The sequence below is a fragment of the Rhizobium sp. BK112 genome, assembly GCF_014193215.1.
GTDB lineage: Bacteria > Pseudomonadota > Alphaproteobacteria > Rhizobiales > Rhizobiaceae > Rhizobium > Rhizobium anhuiense.
The window spans coordinates 114,005-134,365 of record NZ_JACHYZ010000005.1 but is presented as its reverse complement, the minus strand read 5'-3'; the positions used below and the strand labels follow the sequence as shown (position 1 = coordinate 134,365).

At 60.7% G+C, this 20,361-nt stretch carries 23 protein-coding genes and 1 tRNA gene; 14 read left to right on the top strand and 10 right to left on the bottom strand.

From position 1 onward, the window contains the following. Positions 1–135 precede the first annotated feature (135 nt). A tRNA-Lys gene (locus FHT75_RS16025) sits at positions 136–211 on the top strand. Between the two features lie 481 nt (positions 212–692). Next, the gene (locus tag FHT75_RS16020) at positions 693–896 is read left to right on the top strand and encodes a CsbD family protein (RefSeq protein WP_028758090.1); all 204 of its coding nucleotides are present in this window, start codon (positions 693–695) and stop codon (positions 894–896) included. 71 nt (positions 897–967) lie between these two features. On the opposite strand, the gene FHT75_RS16015 is transcribed toward FHT75_RS16020, so the two are convergent. Next, positions 968–1,195 (bottom strand): hypothetical protein, encoded by a 228-nt coding sequence (locus FHT75_RS16015; RefSeq protein WP_063475538.1) that lies wholly within the window; start codon positions 1,193–1,195, stop codon positions 968–970. A 166-nt stretch (positions 1,196–1,361) separates the two neighbouring features. Between FHT75_RS16015 and FHT75_RS16010 the strand changes: the two genes are divergently transcribed. Then, positions 1,362–1,532, top strand: a complete 171-nt coding sequence (locus FHT75_RS16010; RefSeq protein ID WP_176707383.1) for a hypothetical protein — start codon at positions 1,362–1,364, stop codon at positions 1,530–1,532. Between the two features lie 330 nt (positions 1,533–1,862). Next, entirely contained in the window at positions 1,863–3,356 is a 1,494-nt protein-coding gene (locus tag FHT75_RS16005) for an FAD-dependent monooxygenase (RefSeq protein ID WP_063475539.1), read from the top strand. Between the two features lie 26 nt (positions 3,357–3,382). On the opposite strand, the gene FHT75_RS16000 is transcribed toward FHT75_RS16005, so the two are convergent. Further along, positions 3,383–4,120: a hypothetical protein gene (locus FHT75_RS16000; protein ID WP_063475540.1), complete on the bottom strand. Its 738-nt coding sequence runs from the start codon at positions 4,118–4,120 to the stop codon at positions 3,383–3,385. Positions 4,121–4,649: 529 nt separating this feature from the next. Continuing rightward, positions 4,650–4,832 (bottom strand): hypothetical protein, encoded by a 183-nt coding sequence (locus FHT75_RS15995; RefSeq protein WP_080759892.1) that lies wholly within the window; start codon positions 4,830–4,832, stop codon positions 4,650–4,652. 317 nt (positions 4,833–5,149) lie between these two features. On the opposite strand from FHT75_RS15995, the gene FHT75_RS15990 reads away from it, so the two are divergent. Beyond that, positions 5,150–5,443, top strand: coding sequence for a DUF982 domain-containing protein (locus tag FHT75_RS15990; RefSeq protein WP_047615776.1), 294 nt, complete (start codon positions 5,150–5,152; stop codon positions 5,441–5,443). A 172-nt stretch (positions 5,444–5,615) separates the two neighbouring features. Here the strand turns inward: FHT75_RS15990 and FHT75_RS15985 are convergent, their stop codons facing one another. Next, on the bottom strand, positions 5,616–6,443 hold the full coding sequence (locus tag FHT75_RS15985; RefSeq protein WP_028758097.1) for a nickel-binding protein: 828 nt from the start codon (positions 6,441–6,443) through the stop codon (positions 5,616–5,618). Positions 6,444–6,905: 462 nt separating this feature from the next. Here FHT75_RS15985 and FHT75_RS35855 point away from each other — a divergent pair, with 462 nt between their 5' ends. The 3 genes from FHT75_RS35855 (at position 6,906) to FHT75_RS15970 (ending at position 7,735) form a co-directional block, all read left to right on the top strand. Further along, entirely contained in the window at positions 6,906–7,163 is a 258-nt protein-coding gene (locus FHT75_RS35855) for a DUF982 domain-containing protein (RefSeq protein WP_028758098.1), read from the top strand. A 120-nt stretch (positions 7,164–7,283) separates the two neighbouring features. Further along, on the top strand, positions 7,284–7,454 hold the full coding sequence (locus tag FHT75_RS15975) for a hypothetical protein (protein WP_164735986.1): 171 nt from the start codon (positions 7,284–7,286) through the stop codon (positions 7,452–7,454). Continuing rightward, positions 7,454–7,735, top strand: a complete 282-nt coding sequence (locus FHT75_RS15970) for a hypothetical protein (RefSeq protein ID WP_063475541.1) — start codon at positions 7,454–7,456, stop codon at positions 7,733–7,735. Before FHT75_RS15975 ends, FHT75_RS15970 begins: the two co-directional genes overlap by 1 nt. Positions 7,736–7,908: 173 nt before the next feature. Here the strand turns inward: FHT75_RS15970 and FHT75_RS15965 are convergent, their stop codons facing one another. Continuing rightward, positions 7,909–9,402, bottom strand: a complete 1,494-nt coding sequence (locus tag FHT75_RS15965; protein ID WP_063475542.1) for an FAD-dependent oxidoreductase — start codon at positions 9,400–9,402, stop codon at positions 7,909–7,911. Between the two features lie 44 nt (positions 9,403–9,446). On the opposite strand from FHT75_RS15965, the gene FHT75_RS15960 reads away from it, so the two are divergent. Further along, on the top strand, positions 9,447–9,971 hold the full coding sequence (locus tag FHT75_RS15960; RefSeq protein WP_063475543.1) for a MarR family winged helix-turn-helix transcriptional regulator: 525 nt from the start codon (positions 9,447–9,449) through the stop codon (positions 9,969–9,971). A gap of 110 nt (positions 9,972–10,081) precedes the next feature. Then, complete coding sequence (locus FHT75_RS15955; RefSeq protein WP_063475544.1) at positions 10,082–10,558, top strand: DUF2938 domain-containing protein; 477 nt, start codon at positions 10,082–10,084, stop codon at positions 10,556–10,558. Positions 10,559–10,787: 229 nt separating this feature from the next. Here FHT75_RS15955 and FHT75_RS15950 read toward each other — a convergent pair whose 3' ends face one another. The 3 genes from FHT75_RS15950 to FHT75_RS15940 are packed head-to-tail and all read right to left on the bottom strand — an operon-like array spanning position 10,788 to position 13,782. Then, the gene (locus FHT75_RS15950; RefSeq protein WP_028758103.1) at positions 10,788–11,429 is read right to left on the bottom strand and encodes a ThuA domain-containing protein; all 642 of its coding nucleotides are present in this window, start codon (positions 11,427–11,429) and stop codon (positions 10,788–10,790) included. An 18-nt stretch (positions 11,430–11,447) separates the two neighbouring features. Then, positions 11,448–12,548, bottom strand: coding sequence for a Gfo/Idh/MocA family protein (locus FHT75_RS15945; RefSeq protein ID WP_063475545.1), 1,101 nt, complete (start codon positions 12,546–12,548; stop codon positions 11,448–11,450). 34 nt (positions 12,549–12,582) lie between these two features. Continuing rightward, the gene (locus tag FHT75_RS15940) at positions 12,583–13,782 is read right to left on the bottom strand and encodes an ROK family transcriptional regulator (protein WP_028758105.1); all 1,200 of its coding nucleotides are present in this window, start codon (positions 13,780–13,782) and stop codon (positions 12,583–12,585) included. Between the two features lie 202 nt (positions 13,783–13,984). On the opposite strand from FHT75_RS15940, the gene FHT75_RS15935 reads away from it, so the two are divergent. The 4 genes from FHT75_RS15935 (at position 13,985) to FHT75_RS15920 (ending at position 18,259) form a co-directional block, all read left to right on the top strand. Then, positions 13,985–15,289, top strand: a complete 1,305-nt coding sequence (locus tag FHT75_RS15935; protein WP_183845046.1) for an ABC transporter substrate-binding protein — start codon at positions 13,985–13,987, stop codon at positions 15,287–15,289. 81 nt (positions 15,290–15,370) lie between these two features. After that, complete coding sequence (locus FHT75_RS15930; protein WP_047615059.1) at positions 15,371–16,309, top strand: carbohydrate ABC transporter permease; 939 nt, start codon at positions 15,371–15,373, stop codon at positions 16,307–16,309. Beyond that, positions 16,302–17,150 (top strand): carbohydrate ABC transporter permease, encoded by an 849-nt coding sequence (locus tag FHT75_RS15925; protein ID WP_003539503.1) that lies wholly within the window; start codon positions 16,302–16,304, stop codon positions 17,148–17,150. The genes FHT75_RS15930 and FHT75_RS15925 overlap by 8 nt, the downstream gene beginning before the upstream one ends. Further along, positions 17,036–18,259, top strand: a complete 1,224-nt coding sequence (locus FHT75_RS15920) for an ABC transporter ATP-binding protein (protein WP_409527368.1) — start codon at positions 17,036–17,038, stop codon at positions 18,257–18,259. The genes FHT75_RS15925 and FHT75_RS15920 overlap by 115 nt, the downstream gene beginning before the upstream one ends. Positions 18,260–18,406: 147 nt before the next feature. Here the strand turns inward: FHT75_RS15920 and kdgD are convergent, their stop codons facing one another. After that, positions 18,407–19,333 carry a 5-dehydro-4-deoxyglucarate dehydratase gene (gene kdgD / locus FHT75_RS15915; RefSeq protein ID WP_028758110.1) on the bottom strand — a complete coding sequence of 309 codons (927 nt, stop codon included), beginning with the start codon at positions 19,331–19,333 and terminating at the stop codon, positions 18,407–18,409. Between the two features lie 30 nt (positions 19,334–19,363). Next, positions 19,364–20,338: a mannonate dehydratase gene (locus tag FHT75_RS15910; protein ID WP_063475548.1), complete on the bottom strand. Its 975-nt coding sequence runs from the start codon at positions 20,336–20,338 to the stop codon at positions 19,364–19,366. Between the last annotated feature and the right edge of the window lie 23 nt (positions 20,339–20,361).

Here is a 20,361-nt window from a genome sequence, read left to right as displayed (position 1 = left end):
ACGCGAGACATTCGTCTTGCACCGGCAAGAAATGTGCCGACCGTCGGAAAAAGGCAAATTTTTCGGTTGACCGCAATGGGTCACCTGCCTATGTTCCGCCCACTTCCAGCCGGGGTGGTCACACCCGCGGAGAGGGAGAGCGTAGCTCAGCCGGTAGAGCAACTGACTTTTAATCAGTAGGTCTCGGGTTCGAACCCCGACGCTCTCACCATAAATATTTCATGATCAATATGTTAGCGAAACTGCCAGCTGTTTTGACTGGTGTGACGCGATGCTGCCACGGAGCTGACTCTCTGAAAGCCAACCGGAATGGACAAGCCTCTCTGATCAATCCGGCGCCACCGTTGCGGCCAGGACCGCCTTAAACGCGGATACAGCGCCGCAGACGCGCAACGACTTTCACTGCAGATCGATCGGCGTTCCGGATCATTGCCGGTGCGCTCCGGCCTCATTTAACGGGGTCACGATGGACTTTGTTGTCCTTTAAGGAAAGGGATTCCGCTTTCGGATTTCCTCGCCGATTCTCTTTATTCTGGTGACTTTGTTCGCAGTTTGATGTGAACGGAGGGCGGGCTCCGGCCCGCCCCAGCCTCTGTCATGTGACGCGACGGCTTACGAAATCAGCTAGAACTCAGGAACCAACTTCCGCCGCGGTCCGTTTTCTTCTCATCAGCAAAGAGGAGAAATCGACCATGGATTGGAATCGGATCGAAGGAAACTGGAAGCAGGCGAAGGGCAAGATCAAGGAGCAGTGGGGCAAACTCACCGACGATGATCTCGATCAGATCGCCGGCAAGCGCGACCAGCTGGAAGGCAAGATCCAGGAGCGGTATGGCATCGAAAAGGACCGTATCAAACGCGACATCGATGATTGGACCGGTCGCCAGACTTGGTAGTGCCTGAACAAAAACCCGGCGAAAGCCGGGTTTTTGCCGAAGGAGCTACGGCGATCAAGGGCTCTCGGATGTCACGAACCACCGAAAGCCAAGAGAAGTACGCCGATTGCGATGACCGCTAGCGCTGGCCAGTTTTGGGATATCCCGAGGAATCTGAGGCCTTGGCGTCGTGGTTCCAGCGTGGTGCTGCCTTGCGGCAGCATTTGATGCGGATTACTCGGTTTTCGACGAAGCGCCGACGTAAAGAGAAAAAGAAGTCCGCCGATGATGAGAGCGGCTCCGATCAGGATTGCCCACATGGTGACCTCCATAGAAACCAGGGTCTTGGGGTAAACCAGATCCGGACCTGATCGTTCCGTGAGTAGCTCCTCGCGTGAACAACCTCCACGGAAAGATTGACGCAAGCTCGCCGGAACCAAAACAGCTCGCAGTGAATTTGACCGCTGAGCAATCTTGGAGATCCTGATGGACAAGACACCGAAGACGGCCATCCGCGGAATGATGCTGTACGTCATCGCTCTTCTCGTCTTGGGCATTCTGGCCGGCGCCGCCTACACGATCTATGGCCATCCCGCCGATCCGTCTGAGCGACCGGCAGCCGATACGATTCCGGAAAAAGCCACGGCTCCGCAGTGAGATGCGCCGTACCAGCTCATGGATTGATCGCCGTGGGAATGATGACCGGGAAAGGTGCTTGCCAGATCCGGCGCGCACCCGGTCAGGTCGTGTTGAAAGGCCCGCGCTCCCCGGCAAAAGATCCGCAAGTGGCGACCAACATGGCTTTGGAAAGCAAGCCGGAAATCCTGTCGCAAGTCGTTCCAACCAGTCAGAAGATAATATTATAGGGAGAACAACCTGCGACAGAGAAAATCGGCACCTGGGTGGGATCATTTGGATTGCGAAGAAGCCGCCTGTCCGAGGCTTTGAGATATTGCATTGGGACACCAGGCCAAGGGGAGTTTGCGGATGAAAGAACATGTCGTCGTGATATCGGGAGCAGGTCCGACAGGCCTGATGCTGGCAGGCGAGTTGGCCTTGGCAGGCGTCGACGTGGCGATCGTCGAACGCCGTCCCAACCAGGAGCTTGCCGGTATGCGGGCCGGCGGTCTAAGTGCGCGCACGCTCGAGCTTCTCGATCAGCGTGGGATCGTCGACCGGTTTCTCGCCGAAGGCCAGATCGCCCAGGTTACCGGATTTGCGGTCACGCGTCTGGATATCAGCGATTTTCCGACCCGGCACAATTACGGGCTGGCGCTGCGGCAGAAGCATATCGAGCGCATTCTGGCCGGCTGGGTCGAGGAGCTGGCGGTGCCGATCTATCGCGGCCGTGACGTGACGGGTTTTGCTGAGGACGATATCGGCGTCACCATCGAACTCTCCGGCGGCGCCTCGGTCAGGGCAGGTTATCTCGTCGGCTGCGATGGTGGCCGCAGTCTGATTCGCAAGATTGCCGGCATAGAATTTCCAGGATGGGATGCGACGACCAGCCACATTCTCGGCGAAGCCGAGATGGAGGAGGAGCCGCCATTGGGCATCCATCGCACGGCCCTAGGCATGCATGCCTTCGGCCGGGAGGAATATGAAATTCGCGACGGCAAGGTCGTCTTTGCCAGTGAAGGCCCGATCAATGTCATGGTAACGGAAAAGACGGTCGGCGGCACGGGCGAACCGACGCTCAGCGATCTCAAGGAAGCCCTGATTGCCGCATGCGGGACAGATTATGGCATCCATAGCCTCAAGTGGATTTCCAGATTCACCGACATGTCGCGCCAGGCGGCGGCATACCGCAAGGGCAGGGTGTTCCTGGCCGGCGATGCCGCTCATGTGCATTCTCCGGTGGGCGGACAGGGCCTCAATACCGGTGTGCAGGATGCCGTCAATCTCGGTTGGAAGCTGGCCCAGGTGGTGAAAGGAATGTCGCCTGAAGCCCTGCTCGATACTTACCACGCCGAACGGCATCCGGTGGCCGCCCGGGTGTTGCGGGCGACGATGGCGCAGGTCGCGTTGCAACGGACGGACGATCGAACGGAAGCCTTGCGTGAGATGATAACGGAGCTCCTAGGCATGGAGGAGCCTCGCAAAAGGATCGCGGCCGAGATGTCCGGACTGGCGATTCATTACGATCTCGGCAAAGGCCATCCGCTGCTCGGCCGCCGCATGCCTGACCTTGAGCTCACCACGCCGGATGGTCCTTTGCGTCTCTTTACGCTCCTCCATAATGCACGGCCAGCGCTCGTGAATTTCGGCGCACCCGGCAGCGTCGACATCACGCCGTGGTCGGACCGCGTCACCTTGGTCGATGCCCGATATGACGGTCCATGGGAACTGCCTGCACTAGGCATTGTTTCCGCGCCGGCCGCGGTGTTGATCCGGCCCGATGGCTACGTGGCGTGGGTGGGTGACGGGACGCAGGATGGTCTGCAAGATGCGATGAATAGCTGGTTCGGACCAGCCGGCTAAGGACCGAGAATTCGTGAGCTGTTGGCCTATGCGGCGAGCGAAATCGAACCGCAATCCAAAATCGTCTCGGGCTCGGGCATCGGTTTGCCGCGGCGTTCCCAGGTGCGACGGCTGATGCCGAAAGCTTCCCAGGGGCGCGCTTGGCTAAGGGCGTTGGCAAGATAGTCAGCTCTGGGCGGCGCGCCTGCCGCACGCCGTCGCTCTTCTTTTCGGGCTCGGTCCCGCTGCCGCCGCCTTTCGTTTTGAAGTTTTGTTCTTTTCCGCTTCGGCACATCGAATGCACCAATGGTGCGAATGTCGAGCGCGCTCCGCTCTGAGTAACTCAGATGCAGGGCATGACCGAGAGCGTCGGCGGACAACGAGGAAAAACGCACCTTTGTCCGCTCGTAGATGATGTCCTCTATATCGGCTTTTCCAGCCCATGGAAGCCAGCGCGCCGACCAGCCAAGCACCACGTCGACGAACTCTTGCCTGAATTCGACGAACGCGAGGCTGGCGATCACCTCGACGTAGATCAATGCGTCATCCGCCTCCGGCACGATGTCGCCGTGACGATGCCTGATCAGTTTTTCGATCTCGCGCACCCGGCCCCGGAAATGGTTCCAGCGGCTGACCCGCATGCGTCGCTGTACGACCTTGTATCCCAGCAGGCAGTCGCCGAGCTTGATGGTCGTAACATCCCGAGCAAGGCCATCCCGTTGATCCGCCCTTGCAGCCCGTTTCTCCGATTGAGCCGCTTCATCTGCGCCAATAAGACGATCCATCGAGTTCCCCTTGCGATCTGCCTCGGAGGCCGAAACGACGGATTGTAAAGGAAGTCGAAGGGGGTGATATGCACTCTTTACTCGGCATTCTGTGGACTGTTGAAGAAACGGCGGCCGTTCGATGACCTCGACGCTTCCTAATTAAATGCAAAAGACATTGCAGTTGCACTCGGCGGAATCGCCGGGCGGAGAAAGCGCGGTCGAGCCGCCATGTTTACATCAGCGACGATCAGCGAAAGCCGAAGAAACTCAAAATCGCGAGTACGATAACGACAGCGCCGACAAGCCAGATCAAATTGTTCATGGGGAACCGTTCTCCTGTTAAATCGAGCCAACCGTGACCCGATGACGTAATGCGGGGCGGGGCTTGCGGTTCCCTAACCATTCCGATTGCTGCAGCGCGCCTTCTCTCGCGACGCAGTCGTTCAACGGCTGTTTTCTTGCAAAGCGGGGTTCAGCAGCTGCTTGCGCCTCGGCGGTTAGACAATCTCAGCAGCGAAGCGTTGAACGAATGTCGGCCGTCTGTGCTTCAATAGCTGCACGAGCGCGCATTGCCGGGTCTGAATCCACCCGCGCAGGCAGGGTTTATCGAGCTATCGCGTTGATATTGAAAATCCTGGTTGTCGGGCCTTGCCGTCGACGTGCAGGCAGAAGTAATCGTGGATGTACCGAGCAGCGCTGCGGCGGCTACAAATGAAAGAAATCGGTTCATTTGAACTTCTCCTTGCGAGATTGTCATGGTCGCAACCTATTATGCCAATACGAGCCTATACGAAAACTTCCGGCCGGCTTGATCACGCTCACTTGATCTGAAGCATTCGTTACATTGATCAATCGATCTCACTTCGTGATGCGTCGAGGCTCGATTGATGTTCAAATCTATTCTTCTTTAATCTAATCGGGCTATTCTGCCATTATGGAAGTAGTTTCAATGGCGTTTTGAGCGTGACGTAACCAATTTTGACTTGAATTAAACACGTTTTTTCAGTAAATTTATAGCATAAAAAGTATTATAAATGGGAGGATACTATGTCTTCAACTCGGTTTGACCCGGTTTTGCTTCATCGCAAGCATTTCATCGATGAAATCACGTGCCTCGATGAAATCCTGGATTTCCTGGACGAATGGCCGGAGGACAAACGAGGTTTGGCATATGACACGCTGTTGAAGGCGTGCAGGGATACGGCCAGCGGCCGTTTCCCGCTGAGCGCCACGCGCGAGAATTTTCGGCGTTTTCTGAAAATGTCGGGCGTGCTGGCAAACGTCGAGGCTGCCCCCAAATTCGAGCGGCTGATGAACGAGCGAACTGTCGGCAATGCTTAGCAAGATATAGGCTCGTCAACGGGCCTATCCCGCAGGCGAGGGCGCGCCGTAACATCAGTTGCGGCGCGTTCTGGTCTCGGTATTTACGGATCTGACCATCGCCTATTTCTTGGCCACAAAGCACCGCGACAAGCACCTGTAAGAGGCAGGCGGTTGTCGGTTCTCAGCAGACTTAGGCCGCGCCCGCACTGGCCCAGTCGCATCGGAAGGCCAGCACAGGCTTCGAAAACCCTTTGAGCCGTCGGCGCGTTGCGTGACCGAAAAGATCGGCGGCGCCATATTCCCGAAAAATATTCTCCGAGACGAGGATCTGGTCGCTGGAGGCTGCTGCGCAGAGACGCGCGGCAAGTTGCACGGTCGAGCCGAAAAGGTCATTGCTGTCCTCCACTGGTTCGCCGCAATCCAGTCCGATGCGGATATGAATCGGCTCGGCGTTTCCGCCGTTGTAACGATCGAATTCGCGCTGAATCGCCATGGCGCATTCCACCGCTGCAGCCGTCGTGGCAAAGGCCGCCATGATGCCGTCGCCGGTGTGCTTCACTTCCCGGCCTGAATTCTGGCTGAGGCACCGGCGCACGATTGCGTCATGAGCCCGGACCATTTCGGTCGCCATGCGGTCGCCGAGGCGTGATGTCATCGCGGTCGAGCCGACGATATCGGTAAACAGGATTGCCCGGTGGCCGGGATCCACGTCGACAGAGGATTGGCCGGGCGCCGGCTCAGGATCGTGAATGCGGCCGAGGAAAGCCTCGACGGCTGACAAGGCGACCTCGACGATCTCGTTGGCGACGAAGCCGTGCGCCTCGCGATGCACACATTGCGCGGTTTCCGCGTCCGGCGCATCCACCAGGCAAAAGGCGGTTCCGCGCCGCTGATCGAACCAGTAGGTGAGGAACTTGACGCCGTACCGATCCTGAATGTCGAGATCCATGCGATGCGCCCGGGCGACGTCGGCGGCTGACGTTCCCTCGAGATAGTGCCGGTCCATGAAGATAGGCATCGCGCGCTCCTCCCAGATCCGCCGCGTGAGAGATGGACGGCATTGTACGACCTCGAGGCAACTCCGTCCATCTATGGCACAGTCAAGGAATGATCATAAATGCTCTTTCTTCCAGAAAAACATGGCGTTGCTGTAAACAATTTGGAGTATAGAAAGGAGATGTTTGAGTTTTAATCAGTCAACCCTGGATGTGAACCCGATTTTTACCATAATTGATCGATTAGTGGCTGATCGCAGGACTCTGGCGGCCGTTCAGCAGGCTTCAGGCGTTTCATCTTCAAGGACGCCGGGAGAGCTGGCGGGCCGGGACACCGCAGGGCCGGGAGACTGAAGGGATGGAGAGACACGTCTGTTCCAACATCAAATCCGTGCAACACGCTTCGGCTGTACCTAGCCTGGCAACGGCACGCAAATTGCATCGCACTCATAAGCTCCACCGAAATTGGGAAAAGCTGTAGCAAAGTGAGACAGACGGCACATTTTCGACCGGTCGGCTTGGCCTCGATGGGGCTCGGTCATTATGCCGTTATCAACTCTGTGTGGGACGCCGCGCGTACGCTTTTGCACGACTGGCCCGTCGATGACGGCGAAGATTATCTCGAGGCCGTCAAGTCATGCCTGGATGCGATCATCGGCGATCTCCCGCCCGACGAAGTGCGGGCGGCATTCATCCGGGCGGCGCAGGAGGCGGGCATCGCCGTCATAGAGGCTGCGGACTGAATGTTGGCCGCGCCCAAGCCGCCAGCTTGATACGCCCGTCCCGAACCCGAAATCACCCAGCGCTTGACTTCTTCGGCCAAAGTTCTATTTTAGAACAAAACAGGAACATTGGAGATGATCATGACGCATACGGAACAGGTGATCGCCAACGCCCTTGCGCTTGTCGAAGCGTCCCGCGCAGCGCGCGAGCGGGATCAGTTGCGGCGTGCCGCCTGGCAGAAGAAGGTCGAACTCAGCCGGCCGCTGCCGCCATTGCCGCGTCCGGTTCAATTGCCGCTGGCGCTGAACTGATGCAGCCGGCAACGATCTTGGAACCCAATCGGGCAAGCACGAAACAGGCATTGTCCGACCGAGCTGGGCCTGATCAAGCCTCCTCGGATCAAGCTTGGCCCGATCAGGCTTGGGAAGTCGAGGCCGTGCTCGCCTGGCATGACGACAATCCTAAGGCGGCGATACGCTCGCTGCTCGACGACTGCAAACATCTCCGCCAGCAACTGGCGCTGGCGGAAAGCATGATGAGCCGCGGAATGGCCCGCGGTTGGACGCCGCGATACGAGCGCGACGCCCTCTGAAACGGAGGCGATCCGGAGCGCCAATCGGCCGCGTGACATGCGCCCGTTCCGAAAAACCCGCATAGGCGCACATATCCGGCTCGTCCGCGATCGCGGCGGTTTTCCCGCAGCCGGGGCTCCGCGCCGCCTGTTATCGGATCCGGCGATGACCCCGTGACTCTTTGAATTGGCGCCTATCCCGTCAGGCCGACATTCGCGAGATAGGCCTCCAGCGCCCACACATCCGCGGAGGCGACGATGGCGCCGACATAGCCGTCCGGACGCACGAGCACCCAGTCGCCCGCTGTGGGGGCATAGGCGTCACGGAAATGGCCGCCGTCGTCCATGAGGTCGCCGCGTCGGCCGATCCGGTGGATGTGCAGGCCTGTGCGCGGCGGCAAGGCGACTTGCACTTCATAACCGAGCAGCGTCCAGTGCGCGCCCTTGAACAGCTCGAACAGACGCACCGGCTGGCCGGCGGCGCCACGCATGGGCGCATCCGGCGCACGGTCGCCCGCAAGCAGGCCGCCATGTCGCTCCGGCTTTTCCAGCGCGAAGGAGGATTCGGGGTAGCCGATGTCGAGTTGATGGACCTCGCGGCCGCGCCGCATCTCGCCGCGTTTGAGAGCGTCGAGAAGACTGGTGGCGAGACCGAGCATCGTCGCTGCGACGGGGCGGCGCTCTTCCTCATAGCTGACGAGCAGCGCGTCGGGGGCGCCCGCTGCGACCGCCGCCAGTTTCCATCCGAGATTATAGGCGTCCTGAACGCTGGTATTGAGACCCTGTCCGCCGGTCGGCGGATGCGTATGGGCGGCATCGCCAACCAGGAAGACGCGGCCCAGCCGGTAGCGATCGGCAAGCCTTGCATTCATGTTGAAGGCCGAAGCCCAGGAGACCGACTGGACCTCGATGTCGTCGCGGCCGCTGCGCTCCTTGACCAGGGCGGACAAGCCTGCCGCGGAAAGATCGACCTCGCCTTCGAGCGGGATGGGTGCCTGGATCTGGAACAGATCCGTTCCGGCGAGCGGGCAAATCGCAATCTGCCGCTGCATGTCACCTTGGCCGAAGCGATGCCATGCGTCGCGATCCAGTCCGGTCAGCAGGACATCGGCGACGATGGCGCGCACGCCGAGCGTCTTGCCGGGAAAACCGATATCGAGCGCATGGCGCACGAAGCTGCGGCCGCCGTCGGCGCCAATCAGCCAGCGCACGCGGACGGTCTCTTCGCCGGATTGACCGCTGAGCCGCGCAGTCACGCCGGCCTCATCCTGTTCGAAGCCGATGAGTTCGCTGGCGAATTCGGGCCGGTGGCCAAGCTCGAGCAGGCGCCCGCGCATCACGCCTTCGGTGAGGAACTGCGGCACCATCAGCGGAAGATGATAGGGCTCGGCCGGCGTCGGCTCCTCACCCACCACGGCGTCGGATTCGCTGAAGCTGCCGTCATCGCGATATTCCCGCTGTCGGGGATAGGCGCCGCCGAGTGCGACGATCCGGTCGAGAATGCCGAGATCCTCGAAGACCTCCTGGGTTCGCGGCTGGATACCCTTGCCGCGGGAACCGCGGAACGGGTCGTTCAATTTCTCGATCAGGCGGAAGGATACGCCGCGCCGCGCGAGCTCGATCGCCAGCGTCAGGCCAGCCGCACCGGCGCCCGATATCAGCACGTCGACTGTCGAATTCTCTGTCATTGTTTTCTCCATATGTGTATTATGCACATAATAGGAGAATCGGCATGGCGTCAACAAAGAATGTGCAAAATACACATATAAGCGAGAAGCTGCGCGAGTTGCATGGAGCATTGATCGAGATCGTCAGCGTCATGAACCGCCCGCAGCGCGACGAGCAGATGGTCCGCGAGGCGGGCATTTCGCTCGATCGCGCCCTGTTTCCGCTGCTGGTCACGATAGAGCGGCTCGGTCCCATTGGGGTCGTCGAACTCGCCGACCGCGCCGGACGCGACTACACCACCGTCAGCCGCCAGGTCGCCAAGCTCGAAAGCCTCGATCTGGTGGAGCGCCGCGGCAGTGCCGCCGACCGGCGCGTGCGCGAGGCGGTCATCAGCCCCAAGGGCAAGGCAATGACCGATCGCATCGATGTCGCCCGCGAGAGGATCGGCCGCGCCATCTTCGAGACCTGGGACGAGCAGGACTTCAATGAACTCGTGCGGCTCATGCGGAAGTTTGCAAAGGATATCAGCGGCGATATCGGCAGCAGCGCGGGGGAAACGCTGGGCGAGGGCGGACCGCAACCGGGTTAACCTCGGAATCCTTGCTTGATGTGGCGGTGAATTCACCGGAGCCATTGCGCCGACGCGTCTGCAATGGTTTTGTAGCCTCCTGCAATCGCAACGCTTTCCGGTGATTCCCAATGTTCGATATTCTGTGGCGCGGCCTGTTGATCGGCGCCGGCGCAACCATCCTCATGGACCTCTGGGCGATCCTGCTCACCCAGTTCGGCCAGGCGGCGCCCAACTGGGCACCGGTCGGCCGATGGTTCTGGCACCTTCGCCGCGGCAAAGTCTTTCACGACAGCATCGCCGATGCCGAGCCCTATGCCAATGAACTGGCGCTCGGCTGGATCAGCCATTACGCCGTCGGCATTCTCTATGGGATGATCTTTGCCATCATCATGGGCTCGGCCTGGTTGGCGGCCCCGACATTTCTTCCCGCCTGGATCTTCGGCATCGTCACCGTCGGGGCAGGGTGGTTCTTGCTGCAACCGGGCCTCGGCATCGGCTGGGCCGCCTCCAAACACCCGACCCCGAACAAGGTCCGCTGCTTCAACCTGCTGGCTCATACGGTGTTTGCATTGGGGCTCTATGGGACTGCGCTGATTATTGGGTGAGCGCGGGGTCGGTTTGGTCCGGCCTAAGGGCTGCCCCTCACCCTAACCCTCTCCCCGTAAGGACGGGGAAAGGGGACGTGCCCTGCGAGAGCGAGGTGGGACGGATAGGTTGCGGCATGTCCCTTCGCCCCGCGAGCGGGGAGAAGGTGCCGGCAGGCGGATAAAGGGCAGGCGGCGATCATGGGGCGACGCAGAGCCCTTGCCAAAGGTCTCCCCAGACAGCCTCGCCTTACCGCGCCGCCCAGTTGGCGCCGCGGCGGAAGATGGTCTTCATCTGGGGCACGTCGAACTCCTTGGCCTGATGGCCGAGCGAGGAATAGAAGACGCGGCCCTTGCCGTATTTCCGTTTCCAGACGACCGGCATGACGACGCCGTCGATCCAGTAGGCGTGCTCGCCGGTGAATTTCGTCGTCGCCAGAACCTCGTTCGAGGGGTCGACATGCATATAATATTGCTCTGACGTATAAGGGAAATCGGCGATGCCTTCGACGAGAGGGTCGTCGGGTCGGGTGATGTTGACGGTATAGTCGATGATGTTGCCGGGGTGAGCCACCCACTGGCCGCCGATGATGAACTGATAGTCGACGGAATCGCGGAAGGCATCGCCCGCACCGCCATGATAGCCGGCAATGCCGACGCCGCTTTCGATCGCCGCGGCGAGGTTCTTCACCTCCTCCTTCTCGATCTTCGACATCGTCATGATCGGCACGACGAGGCTGAGATCATGGACGGAAGGATCGGCAAGCGCCTCGGTGCCGTGTTCGAGATAGACCTTGAAACCGTCTTCCTCAAGCATGGTCTTGATGATTTCGGCGCATTCCTGCGGCTCATGCCCGCTCCAGCCGCCCCAGACGATCAGTGCTTCACGCATAGTCTTTCCTCCTGAATCTTATTTCGCCAGTCGTCCGTCGACGATGGAATCGGACAAGGGGGCAGGGCGCTCCGTTGCCGTGGTGATCGCCACTGTCCGGCCGGTCGCGGCTGCGGTATGGAACGCTTCCATGACTTCGAGCACATGCAGCGCCAGATCGCCATTGGCCCGATGCGGCCGGTTGGAGCGGATCGCATGCGCCATGTCGGCGACGCCGAGCGAGCGATAATTGCCGTCGGCATAAGGCGCTGTGACCGGCTGGTCCTCGAACGAACCACCCTTCTTCAGATATTCCACCGGGCCGGCGAACTTGTTCGGATCGGGCACAAGAAGCGTGCCCTCGGTTCCGTAGATTTCGAGCGGCACATGCTTGTGGCCGGCGACATCGAAGCTCATGGCGATCTGGACGACGGCGCCGTTGGCAAAAGCCATCATGCCGGCAACATGGGTCGGCACATGCACGGGAATGCGCTCGCCATTGCGCGGTTCGCTTGATATCAGCCGTTCCGATCGCGGCGTCGTCGCAAAGCCTGCAACCTGCGCAACAGGTCCGAGAAGATTGACGAGATCGGTGATGTAATAGGGGCCCATGTCGAGCATCGGCCCGCCGCCGACTTCGTAAAAGAAGGCCGGGTTCGGATGCCAGCGCTCATGGCCCGGGCACATGAAGGTGGCCGAGCCGCCGACCGGCTGGCCGATGACGCCCTGGTCGATCAAGGCGCGGGCCGTCTGGTGGCCGCCGCCGAGGAAGGTGTCGGGAGCAGCGCCGATGCGCAGATTCCTGGCCTTGGCGGCCTCCGCCAATTTTTTCCCTTCCGCGAAATTAATCCCGAGCGGCTTTTCCGAATAGGTGTGCTTGCCGGCCTCGAGCGCCTGCAACGCCACCGCAACATGGGCCTTCGGGATCGTCAGGTTGACGATGATCTCGACCTTGGGATCGGCGAAAAGCTCCTCGACCGATTTGACGGGAACGTCGAATTCCGCAGCTTTTGCTTCCGCCAACTCCCGGTTGAGATCGGCGACGCCGCGAATATCCAGGATGGGGAAGGACGCCATCGCCGTGAGATAGGCGCCCGAAATATTGCCGCATCCGATGATGCCGATACCGACTTTGTCCATGAATTCCTCCATTCAATCTTGATTGTGCCGCCCGTCAGAGCGCCGGCCCTGTCGTGTTCCAGGGCGATTCGTAGAGTTCGTAGAGCGCCACCGCAGCCGCACCCTGCGCCCAGAAATCATCGCTCGAATCGTCGAAGACGAGTTCGCTCACGCCGCGCAGCGACGGCGGAATGGCGAGCGCATAGGCATCGCGCAGGCTGTTGAGGAAGGGTTCGCCGAGCGCCAGGCTCGATCCCACAAGAATGACCCGCGGCGGCGCAAACAGCGTGACGATATTGGCGATGGTCAATCCGACCGCTTCGCCGGCGCGGATGGCGGCGCTGATCAGCCGGTCGTCATCGGCCTTGATCAGGGCCTGGGCATGGTTCATGCCGCGACCGAGGCGGATCGCTTCGGCAAAACGCCCGTCGGCCTGCTGTTCGCCGAGGATGGCACTTTCGCCGGCCTGGCTGAAAAGCCGCACGACGCCATTCGGCCCCATGCCGAGCACGAGGTCGCCGAGATTGTGGCTGAGACCGCCGGCGCCGCGAAACAGGCTGTTGCCGTGCAACACGCCGAGCCCCAGCGTCTGTTCCAGCGAAATCAGCACCATATCCTCGAGATCGCGCGCCTTGCCGAACCAGTGATGGCCAAGCGTGATGGCATGGGCGTCACTTTCGACAATGGTCGGCGTCGAAAGCCGCGCCGACATCTCGGCGGCGAAATCGACATTGGTGTCGCGAAAGATCGGGCTGCTTCTGATGTAGCCGGTGCGGTGCTCGATGACGCCGGGAAAGCCGAGGCAGACGCTGTCAACATCCTCCAGCGACAGCCCGGCATCGACGACGCAGCGCCTCACTCCATCCTCGACCAGATCGGCGATGACGCCGATCGGCTGCCGGTCGATGCGGATCGGCAGAGCGAGCTTCGACAGCACATCGCCGCGGAAATTGGTGACGACGAAGACCATCCGGTTGGCGGCGATCTTGGCGCCCACCACGCGGGCTGCATCGGGATTGAGTTCCAGCATCACCCGCGGGCGCCCACGCACCGCCTCGTTGCGGATATCGCCTTCATGACGCGGCAGGATCAGCCCGTCGTCGAGCAGCGAGGCGGTAATGGCGGAAACGGTCGTGGTGGAGAGTTCGGTGCGCTCGCTGATCTCGATACGCGAGATCGGACCATGGCGCCGGACGGTATCGAGCACGTTCAAGCGATTGATCGCGCGCATTAATTCTGGATCTGCGGTCTTCATCGGGTCTAGCCAGGCGATCGTTTCGTTGGGTCGGAACCCAAATATTTTTAACGGGTTACGAAATAAATAGCGGGCAATTCGGCGGCTCTGTCAAGCGCATTTGATAAAAATAGAGGCATTGGGTTGACATTGCGTCAAAGCTCCGTTGAATTAATCCGCATAGGGGAAAAATTGTGAGGACAGGGCCCCTGGGAGGAAAATCATGAATTTTATGTTGAAGAGCGCCGGTCTCGGCGGCAGACGCATCGCATCCATGGCCGCGGCAGCCGGCATGTTGCTGGCCGGGGCAGGTGCGGCCTCGGCGACGACGGTGGTCAAGTGGCTGCATCTCGAGCTCGACCCCAAATACGTCGCGGCCTGGGAAGACATCGTCAAGAAATACGAAGCCCAGCATCCCGACGTCGACATCCAGATGCAGTTTCTCGAAAACGAGGCCTTCAAGGCCAAGCTGCCGACCTTGCTGCAGTCCGACGACGTGCCGGATTTCTTTTTCAGCTGGGGCGGCGGCGTCCTGAAGCAGCAATCCGAGACCGGCGCGCTCCAGGATGTGACAGCGGCACTCGATGCCGATGGCGGCAAGCTGCGCAGCGCTTATAGCCCGGCTTCGGTCAGCGGCCTGACATTCGACGGCAAGACCTGGGCCATTCCCTACAAGGTCGGCCTGGTCAGCTTTTTCTACAACAAGGAACTGTTCGCCAAGGCCGGGGTGAAGGCCGAGGACATCAAGAACTGGGCTGATTTTCTGGACACGGTGAAGAAGATCAAGGCGGCGGGCATCGTGCCGATTGCCGGCGGCGGCGGTGAGAAGTGGCCGATCCACTTCTACTGGAGCTATCTCGTCATGCGCGAAGGCGGCCAGAAGGTCTTCGAAGCGGCAAAGACGGGGCAGGGCGAAGGTTTCCTCGATCCGGCGATCATCAAGGCCGGCGACGATCTTGCCGAACTCGGAAAGCTCGAACCCTTCCAGCCCGGCTATCTCGGCTCGACCTGGCCGCAGGCGCTCGGCGTTTTCGGTGACGGCAAGGCTGCGATCATCCTCGGCTTTGAAAATACCGAGGCCAATCAGCGCAAGAACGCCGGCGACGGCAAGGGCCTCGCACCCGACAATATCGGCCGTTTCGCCTTCCCGGCGGTCGATGGCGGCGCCGGTAAGCCGACCGATACGCTCGGCGGTCTGAACGGCTGGGCCGTCACCAAGAAGGCCTCCAAGGAAGCGATCGATTTCCTCGCTTTCCTGACGAGTGCGGACAACGAGCGGGCGATGGCCAAATCAGGCATGTTACTGCCCGTTGCAGTCGGCGCCGGTGACGGCGTCACCAACCCGCTGCTTGCCGAATCGGCAAAACAGCTTGCCGGCTCGACCTGGCATCAGAACTATTTCGACCAGGATCTCGGCGCGGCCGTTGGCCGTGTTGTCAACGACGTGTCGGTGGAAATCGTCTCCGGTCAGATGAATTCCAAGGACGGCGCCCAGATGATCCAGGACGCTTTCGAACTGGAACAATAACCAGCGCCTGCAGATCCTCCCGGCGCTCCTGTTGAAAGCGGGCGCCGGGATTGCTGCCGACGAGATGCGAAAGCAGGAACCATGGCCAATATCTCAGTCCCATCGATAACGACGGCCGCAAGGCCGGCAAGAAAAGCCGCAAACAGCAGGAGTTCGGTCGCCCATGACCGGCTGACGGTGCTTTTGATCTTTTTGCCGCCGGCGCTGCTGCTTTTCACCCTCTTCGTCATCATGCCGATGGGCGAGGCGGCCTGGTACAGCCTCTACAAGTGGAATGGTTACGGCACGCCGACCGAGTTCATCGCGCTGCGCAATTTCCAGGTTCTGTTTCGAAATGCGGCTTTCACCCAGGCGTTGGTCAATAACGGCCTGATCATCGTCATCTCGATCTGCATCCAGGTGCCGCTCGCCATCTGGCTGGCGACCATGCTGGCGCACCGCATTCCGGGCGTCGTCGGCTACCGCCTGATCTTCTTCCTGCCCTACGTGCTGGCAGACGTTGCCGCGGGTCTTATCTGGCGCTTCGTCTATGATGGCGATTACGGCCTGTTTGCCGCCGTTTCCAACTTTTTCGGCTTCGCCAACCCCTATGTGCTCGCCGACAAGGATGTGGCGATCTATGCCGTGCTTGGGGTCATCGTCTGGAAATATTTCGGCTTCCACATGATGCTGTTCATCGCCGGCCTGCAATCGGTCGACAAAAGCGTGCTGGAAGCCGCCGAAATCGACGGCGCCACCGGCTGGCAGAAGTTCCGTTACGTCACGCTGCCGCTGCTCGGCTCGACCTTGCGTCTTTCGATCTTCTTTGCCGTCGTCGGCTCGCTGCAGCTCTTCGACATGATCATGCCGCTGACCGGCGGCGGGCCGTCCAACTCCACCCAGACGATGGTCACCTTCCTCTACACCTATGGCGTCATGCGCATGCAGGTCGGCCTCGGCAGCGCCGTCGGTGTCGTGCTCTTCGTCATCTGCGTGACGCTCGCCTTCGGTTACAAAAGGATTTTCATGCGCCATGACTGATATGAGCTCTTCCATCCGCATGAGCACGTCCACGCGCGTCTATCTCTACGTGTCGCTGAGCCTGATTGCCGCAATCGTGCTGGTGCCGCTGCTGACGACCGCACTCGGCGGCTTCAAGACGCTGGGTGACCTGCGCACCAATCCCTTCGGCCTGCCGACGGAGTGGCAATGGGCGAACTATACCGATATTCTTTTCGGTGAGCGCTACTGGCTGCAGATCGGCAATTCGCTGGTGATCGCGTCGCTCACCGTCCTCCTGACGCTGATCGTCTCGTCGATGGCGGCTTTCGCCTTTGCCCATGTCCGGTTTTTCGGATCGTCGTTCCTGCTCAATTATTTCCTGCTCGGCCTGATGTTTCCGGCGGCGACCGCGATCCTGCCGCTCTTCATCCGCATCCGCGATCTCGGCCTGCTCGATACCTATTGGGGCGTGGTGCTGCCGCAGGTGGCCTTCGGCCTTGGCATGAGCATCCTGCTGTTTCGAAACTATTTCCGCAACCTTCCGGAAGAATTGTTTCAGGCGGCCTTCGTCGACGGTTGCGGCTATCTCCGCTTCTTCTGGCATATCTCGCTGCCGCTTTCCCGGCCGATCGTCGCCACCGTCAGCATCATTTCCTTCGTCGGCAGCTGGAACAGCTACATCCTGCCGCTGATCATGCTGAACTCTGAATCGAAATATCCCTGGCCGCTCGGCATCATGGTCTATCGCGGCGAATATGGCACGGAATGGCAGCTCGTCCTGGCCTTCATCACGCTGACCATCCTTCCCACCATCATCGTCTTTTTCGTCGCCCAGAGACACATCATCGCCGGTTTGACCGCCGGCGCCGTCAAGTCCTGAGCCGAACCATTGCCCAAACCATTGGAGCTGCAATCATGGCATCCGTTCAACTCACCGATATCAGCAAGACCTATGGCGCCGTCGACGTCATCCACGGCATTTCGCTTCATATCGAGGATGGGGAATTCGTCGCCCTTGTCGGGCCGTCCGGTTGCGGGAAATCGACACTGCTTCGGATGATCGCCGGCCTCGAGGAGATCACCGATGGCGAGATCGCGATCGGCGGCAAGGTCGTCAACGCCATGACGCCGCGCGAACGCAACATCGCCATGGTCTTCCAGTCCTATGCACTCTATCCGCACATGACCGTGGCTGAAAACATGGGCTTCAATCTGAAGCTCGCCGGCGTTGCCAAACCCCAGATCGAGGCCCGGGTGGCGGAGGCCGCCCGCATGCTGGATCTCGCCGAGCTCCTCGAGCGCAAGCCGGCCCAGCTTTCCGGCGGCCAGCGTCAGCGTGTCGCCATGGGCCGCGCCGTCGTGCGCAATCCCGCCGTCTTCCTGTTCGACGAGCCGCTCTCCAACCTCGATGCCAAGCTGCGCGTGCAGATGCGCTCGGAAATCAAGACGCTGCACCAGAAGGTCAGGACGACCTCTATCTACGTCACCCACGACCAGATCGAAGCGATGACGCTGGCCGACCGCATCGTCGTGCTCAATCAGGGCAGGGTGGAGCAGCAGGGCACGCCGCTCGAACTTTACAGGAAGCCCGCCAATCTCTTCGTCGCCGCCTTCATCGGATCGCCGGCGATGAACATGCTGGACGGCACGGTCGACGGCGAAAACGGTGAACCCGCCGCCCGCCTCGAGGACGGCACGGCAATCCGCATCGCCCCCGACCGCAAGGTCAGGCCCGGCCAGGCCATCACCATCGGCCTGCGCCCCGAACATCTCGTTCCCGGCACATCAGCCGGCACGCCGCTCGCCGGCCGCACGATGCTGGTGGAACCCACCGGCGCCCAGACCCATGTCGTCTTCGACCTCGCCGGCCAGCAGGTGACCGCCATCGTCGACGGCGAATATCCCGCCCGTTACGGCGCCGTCTTCGAGGCGAGTATTACAAGCGATCAGGTGCATGTCTTCGATCGCGGCACTGGTGTGGCGCTGTAGCGAATCCTCGGCCCAGGAGATCGCCGATAGCAGCCCCTTGCATGTTCAATTTGCGCTGATTGTTGGATGATCGGTGCGCACTCCGGCGGATGGCGATCCGCCGGAGTGCGGACGGCCGTGACGTCGGCCGCCTGCTGCCGCGATATATTATTCCGCCGCAATCCGTTCGACGCCGTTGGCCTGGACGATCTTCTCCAGCAGCGCGAGCTCGTCCGGGGTGAGATCCGTCAGAGGCGGGCGCACAGGCCCCGGATTCTGACCGAGCACCCGGAGGCCGGCCTTGATGATCGAGACGGCATATCCCTTCTTGCGGTTGCGCAAGGCGACGAAGGGGAAGAAGAAGCTCTTCAGGATCTCGTCGACGGTCGCCTGATCGCCGGTGCGCAAGGCGCCGTAAAAGCGTTGGGCCAGTGCAGGCACGAAGTTGAAGACGGCGGACGAATAGGTCGTCACGCCGGCGGCAAAATAGGCTTGGGCATAGACCTCGTGGGTCGGCATGCCGCCGACATAGACGAGACGGTCGCCGAGCAGGGTGGTGATCTCGATGACCTTGTCGACATCGCCGACGCCGTCCTTGAAGCCGATCAGGTTCGGGCATTCCTCCGCCAGGCGCGAAATGCTTTCGGCCGAAAGAATGGCGTTGTCGCGGTTATAGACGATGACGCCGATGCCGACCGACTGGCAGACCGCCTTGACGTGGGCAATCAACCCGGCCTGTTCGGCAAACATCAGATAGGGCGGCAACAGCAGCAATCCGTCCGCGCCGGCCTTCTCGGCCGCCTTTGCGATCTCGATCGCCAGCGACGTGCCGTAGCCGGTTCCCGAGATGATCGGCGTCTTGCCCGCCGACGCCTTGGCGGCCCGGACGACCTGTGGAATCTCGGCGGGATTGAGGGAGAAGAACTCACCGGTGCCGCCGGCGGCAAACAGCGCGGCCGCGTCATATCCTGCAAGCCACTCGACATGACGGCGGTACTTGGCTTCGTCGAATTTGAGTTGATCGTCGAAATGCGTCACCGGAAACGAGAGGAGACCACTGCCGACGGCCTTCTTCAATTCAATCGGGTTCATCATGAATTCCTATTCTTGACCTGTTAAAAATTGTCAGGCGCTTTCGAGCGCTTGCAGAAGTGCCGCGATATAGCCGTAGCAGAAGGCAAAGGCGGTGGCGGAGGGGTCCTTGCCGCTGACGGTCGGCACATGGTCCGGCATCAGCATGTATTTGAAGCCGACTTCCTTGTAGATCCTGACCGAGCGGACCATGTCCATGTCGCCCTCGTCCGGGAAGGTCTCCATGAACGAAAGCTTGCCGCCGCGAATGTTGCGGAAGTGAACATTGAAGATCTTGCCGCGTTGGCCGAACCAGCGAATGATGTCGTCGATTTCTTCGCCCGGATTTTCGAGCATCTCGCCGACTGAGCCCTGGCAGAAATTGAGGCCGTGATACGGGTTTTCCCGCATCAGCACGAATTTCTTCAGGCCTTCCACCGTACCCAGCACCCGCGTGACGCCGCGGTAGCCCGGCGGCGTATAGGGATCGTGCGGATGGCAGGCGAGCCTGACGCGATTGCTTTCGGCCACCGGAACGACGCGTTCGAGGAAATAGTCTATCCGCTCCCAGTTTTCGTCTTCGGAGAGAACGCCGGCAAGGCCGGGCGCGGCCTGCTGGTCCGTCTTCTCCCAGCGGAAGCTGGCGTTCAGCGAGCCGCCGCGTCCCGGTTCGTCCTGCGTGCGCGGAATGCCGATCAGGTTGAGATTATATTTGACGGCGGGAATGCCGGCCGCCGCGACATTCTCGATCATCTTGCAGACGGCGTCGATCTGCCGGTCGCGATCAGGTCCGGCGAGCAGGATATCGGGATAGGACGCCTTCTCGATCGGCTGCGAGGGCAGGGGCAACTGGATCATGTCGAGGATCAGGCCGAAGCTCTCGACCTTGTCGCGATGCCGCTCGATGTCGGAGAGTGTCCAGCTGCTCGGCTTTCCCGGCGGGTCGGCACTGATATGCTTCACGCCCAGTTGCGCGAAGATGCGATAATCGTCGTCATCCCGCGCGGCCACCTGTGTTCCCAGATACATTTGAGTCTCTCTCGAAATTGCAC

What these genes read in the sequence shown, in the direction of transcription:
- FHT75_RS16020 (WP_028758090.1), top strand. Translation starts at nt 693, where the DNA reads ATGGATTGGAATCGGATCGAAGGAAACTGGAAGCAGGCGAAGGGCAAG.
- FHT75_RS16015 (WP_063475538.1), bottom strand. Translation starts at nt 1,195, where the DNA reads ATGTGGGCAATCCTGATCGGAGCCGCTCTCATCATCGGCGGACTTCTT.
- FHT75_RS16010 (WP_176707383.1), top strand. Translation starts at nt 1,362, where the DNA reads ATGGACAAGACACCGAAGACGGCCATCCGCGGAATGATGCTGTACGTC.
- FHT75_RS16005 (WP_063475539.1), top strand. Translation starts at nt 1,863, where the DNA reads ATGAAAGAACATGTCGTCGTGATATCGGGAGCAGGTCCGACAGGCCTG.
- FHT75_RS16000 (WP_063475540.1), bottom strand. Translation starts at nt 4,120, where the DNA reads ATGGATCGTCTTATTGGCGCAGATGAAGCGGCTCAATCGGAGAAACGG.
- FHT75_RS15995 (WP_080759892.1), bottom strand. Translation starts at nt 4,832, where the DNA reads ATGAACCGATTTCTTTCATTTGTAGCCGCCGCAGCGCTGCTCGGTACA.
- FHT75_RS15990 (WP_047615776.1), top strand. Translation starts at nt 5,150, where the DNA reads ATGTCTTCAACTCGGTTTGACCCGGTTTTGCTTCATCGCAAGCATTTC.
- FHT75_RS15985 (WP_028758097.1), bottom strand. Translation starts at nt 6,443, where the DNA reads ATGCCTATCTTCATGGACCGGCACTATCTCGAGGGAACGTCAGCCGCC.
- FHT75_RS15975 (WP_164735986.1), top strand. Translation starts at nt 7,284, where the DNA reads ATGACGCATACGGAACAGGTGATCGCCAACGCCCTTGCGCTTGTCGAA.
- FHT75_RS15970 (WP_063475541.1), top strand. Translation starts at nt 7,454, where the DNA reads ATGCAGCCGGCAACGATCTTGGAACCCAATCGGGCAAGCACGAAACAG.
- FHT75_RS15965 (WP_063475542.1), bottom strand. Translation starts at nt 9,402, where the DNA reads ATGACAGAGAATTCGACAGTCGACGTGCTGATATCGGGCGCCGGTGCG.
- FHT75_RS15960 (WP_063475543.1), top strand. Translation starts at nt 9,447, where the DNA reads ATGGCGTCAACAAAGAATGTGCAAAATACACATATAAGCGAGAAGCTG.
- FHT75_RS15955 (WP_063475544.1), top strand. Translation starts at nt 10,082, where the DNA reads ATGTTCGATATTCTGTGGCGCGGCCTGTTGATCGGCGCCGGCGCAACC.
- FHT75_RS15950 (WP_028758103.1), bottom strand. Translation starts at nt 11,429, where the DNA reads ATGCGTGAAGCACTGATCGTCTGGGGCGGCTGGAGCGGGCATGAGCCG.
- FHT75_RS15945 (WP_063475545.1), bottom strand. Translation starts at nt 12,548, where the DNA reads ATGGACAAAGTCGGTATCGGCATCATCGGATGCGGCAATATTTCGGGC.
- FHT75_RS15940 (WP_028758105.1), bottom strand. Translation starts at nt 13,782, where the DNA reads ATGAAGACCGCAGATCCAGAATTAATGCGCGCGATCAATCGCTTGAAC.
- FHT75_RS15935 (WP_183845046.1), top strand. Translation starts at nt 13,985, where the DNA reads ATGAATTTTATGTTGAAGAGCGCCGGTCTCGGCGGCAGACGCATCGCA.
- FHT75_RS15930 (WP_047615059.1), top strand. Translation starts at nt 15,371, where the DNA reads ATGGCCAATATCTCAGTCCCATCGATAACGACGGCCGCAAGGCCGGCA.
- FHT75_RS15925 (WP_003539503.1), top strand. Translation starts at nt 16,302, where the DNA reads ATGACTGATATGAGCTCTTCCATCCGCATGAGCACGTCCACGCGCGTC.
- FHT75_RS15920 (WP_409527368.1), top strand. Translation starts at nt 17,036, where the DNA reads ATGGCAGCTCGTCCTGGCCTTCATCACGCTGACCATCCTTCCCACCAT.
- kdgD (WP_028758110.1), bottom strand. Translation starts at nt 19,333, where the DNA reads ATGATGAACCCGATTGAATTGAAGAAGGCCGTCGGCAGTGGTCTCCTC.
- FHT75_RS15910 (WP_063475548.1), bottom strand. Translation starts at nt 20,338, where the DNA reads ATGTATCTGGGAACACAGGTGGCCGCGCGGGATGACGACGATTATCGC.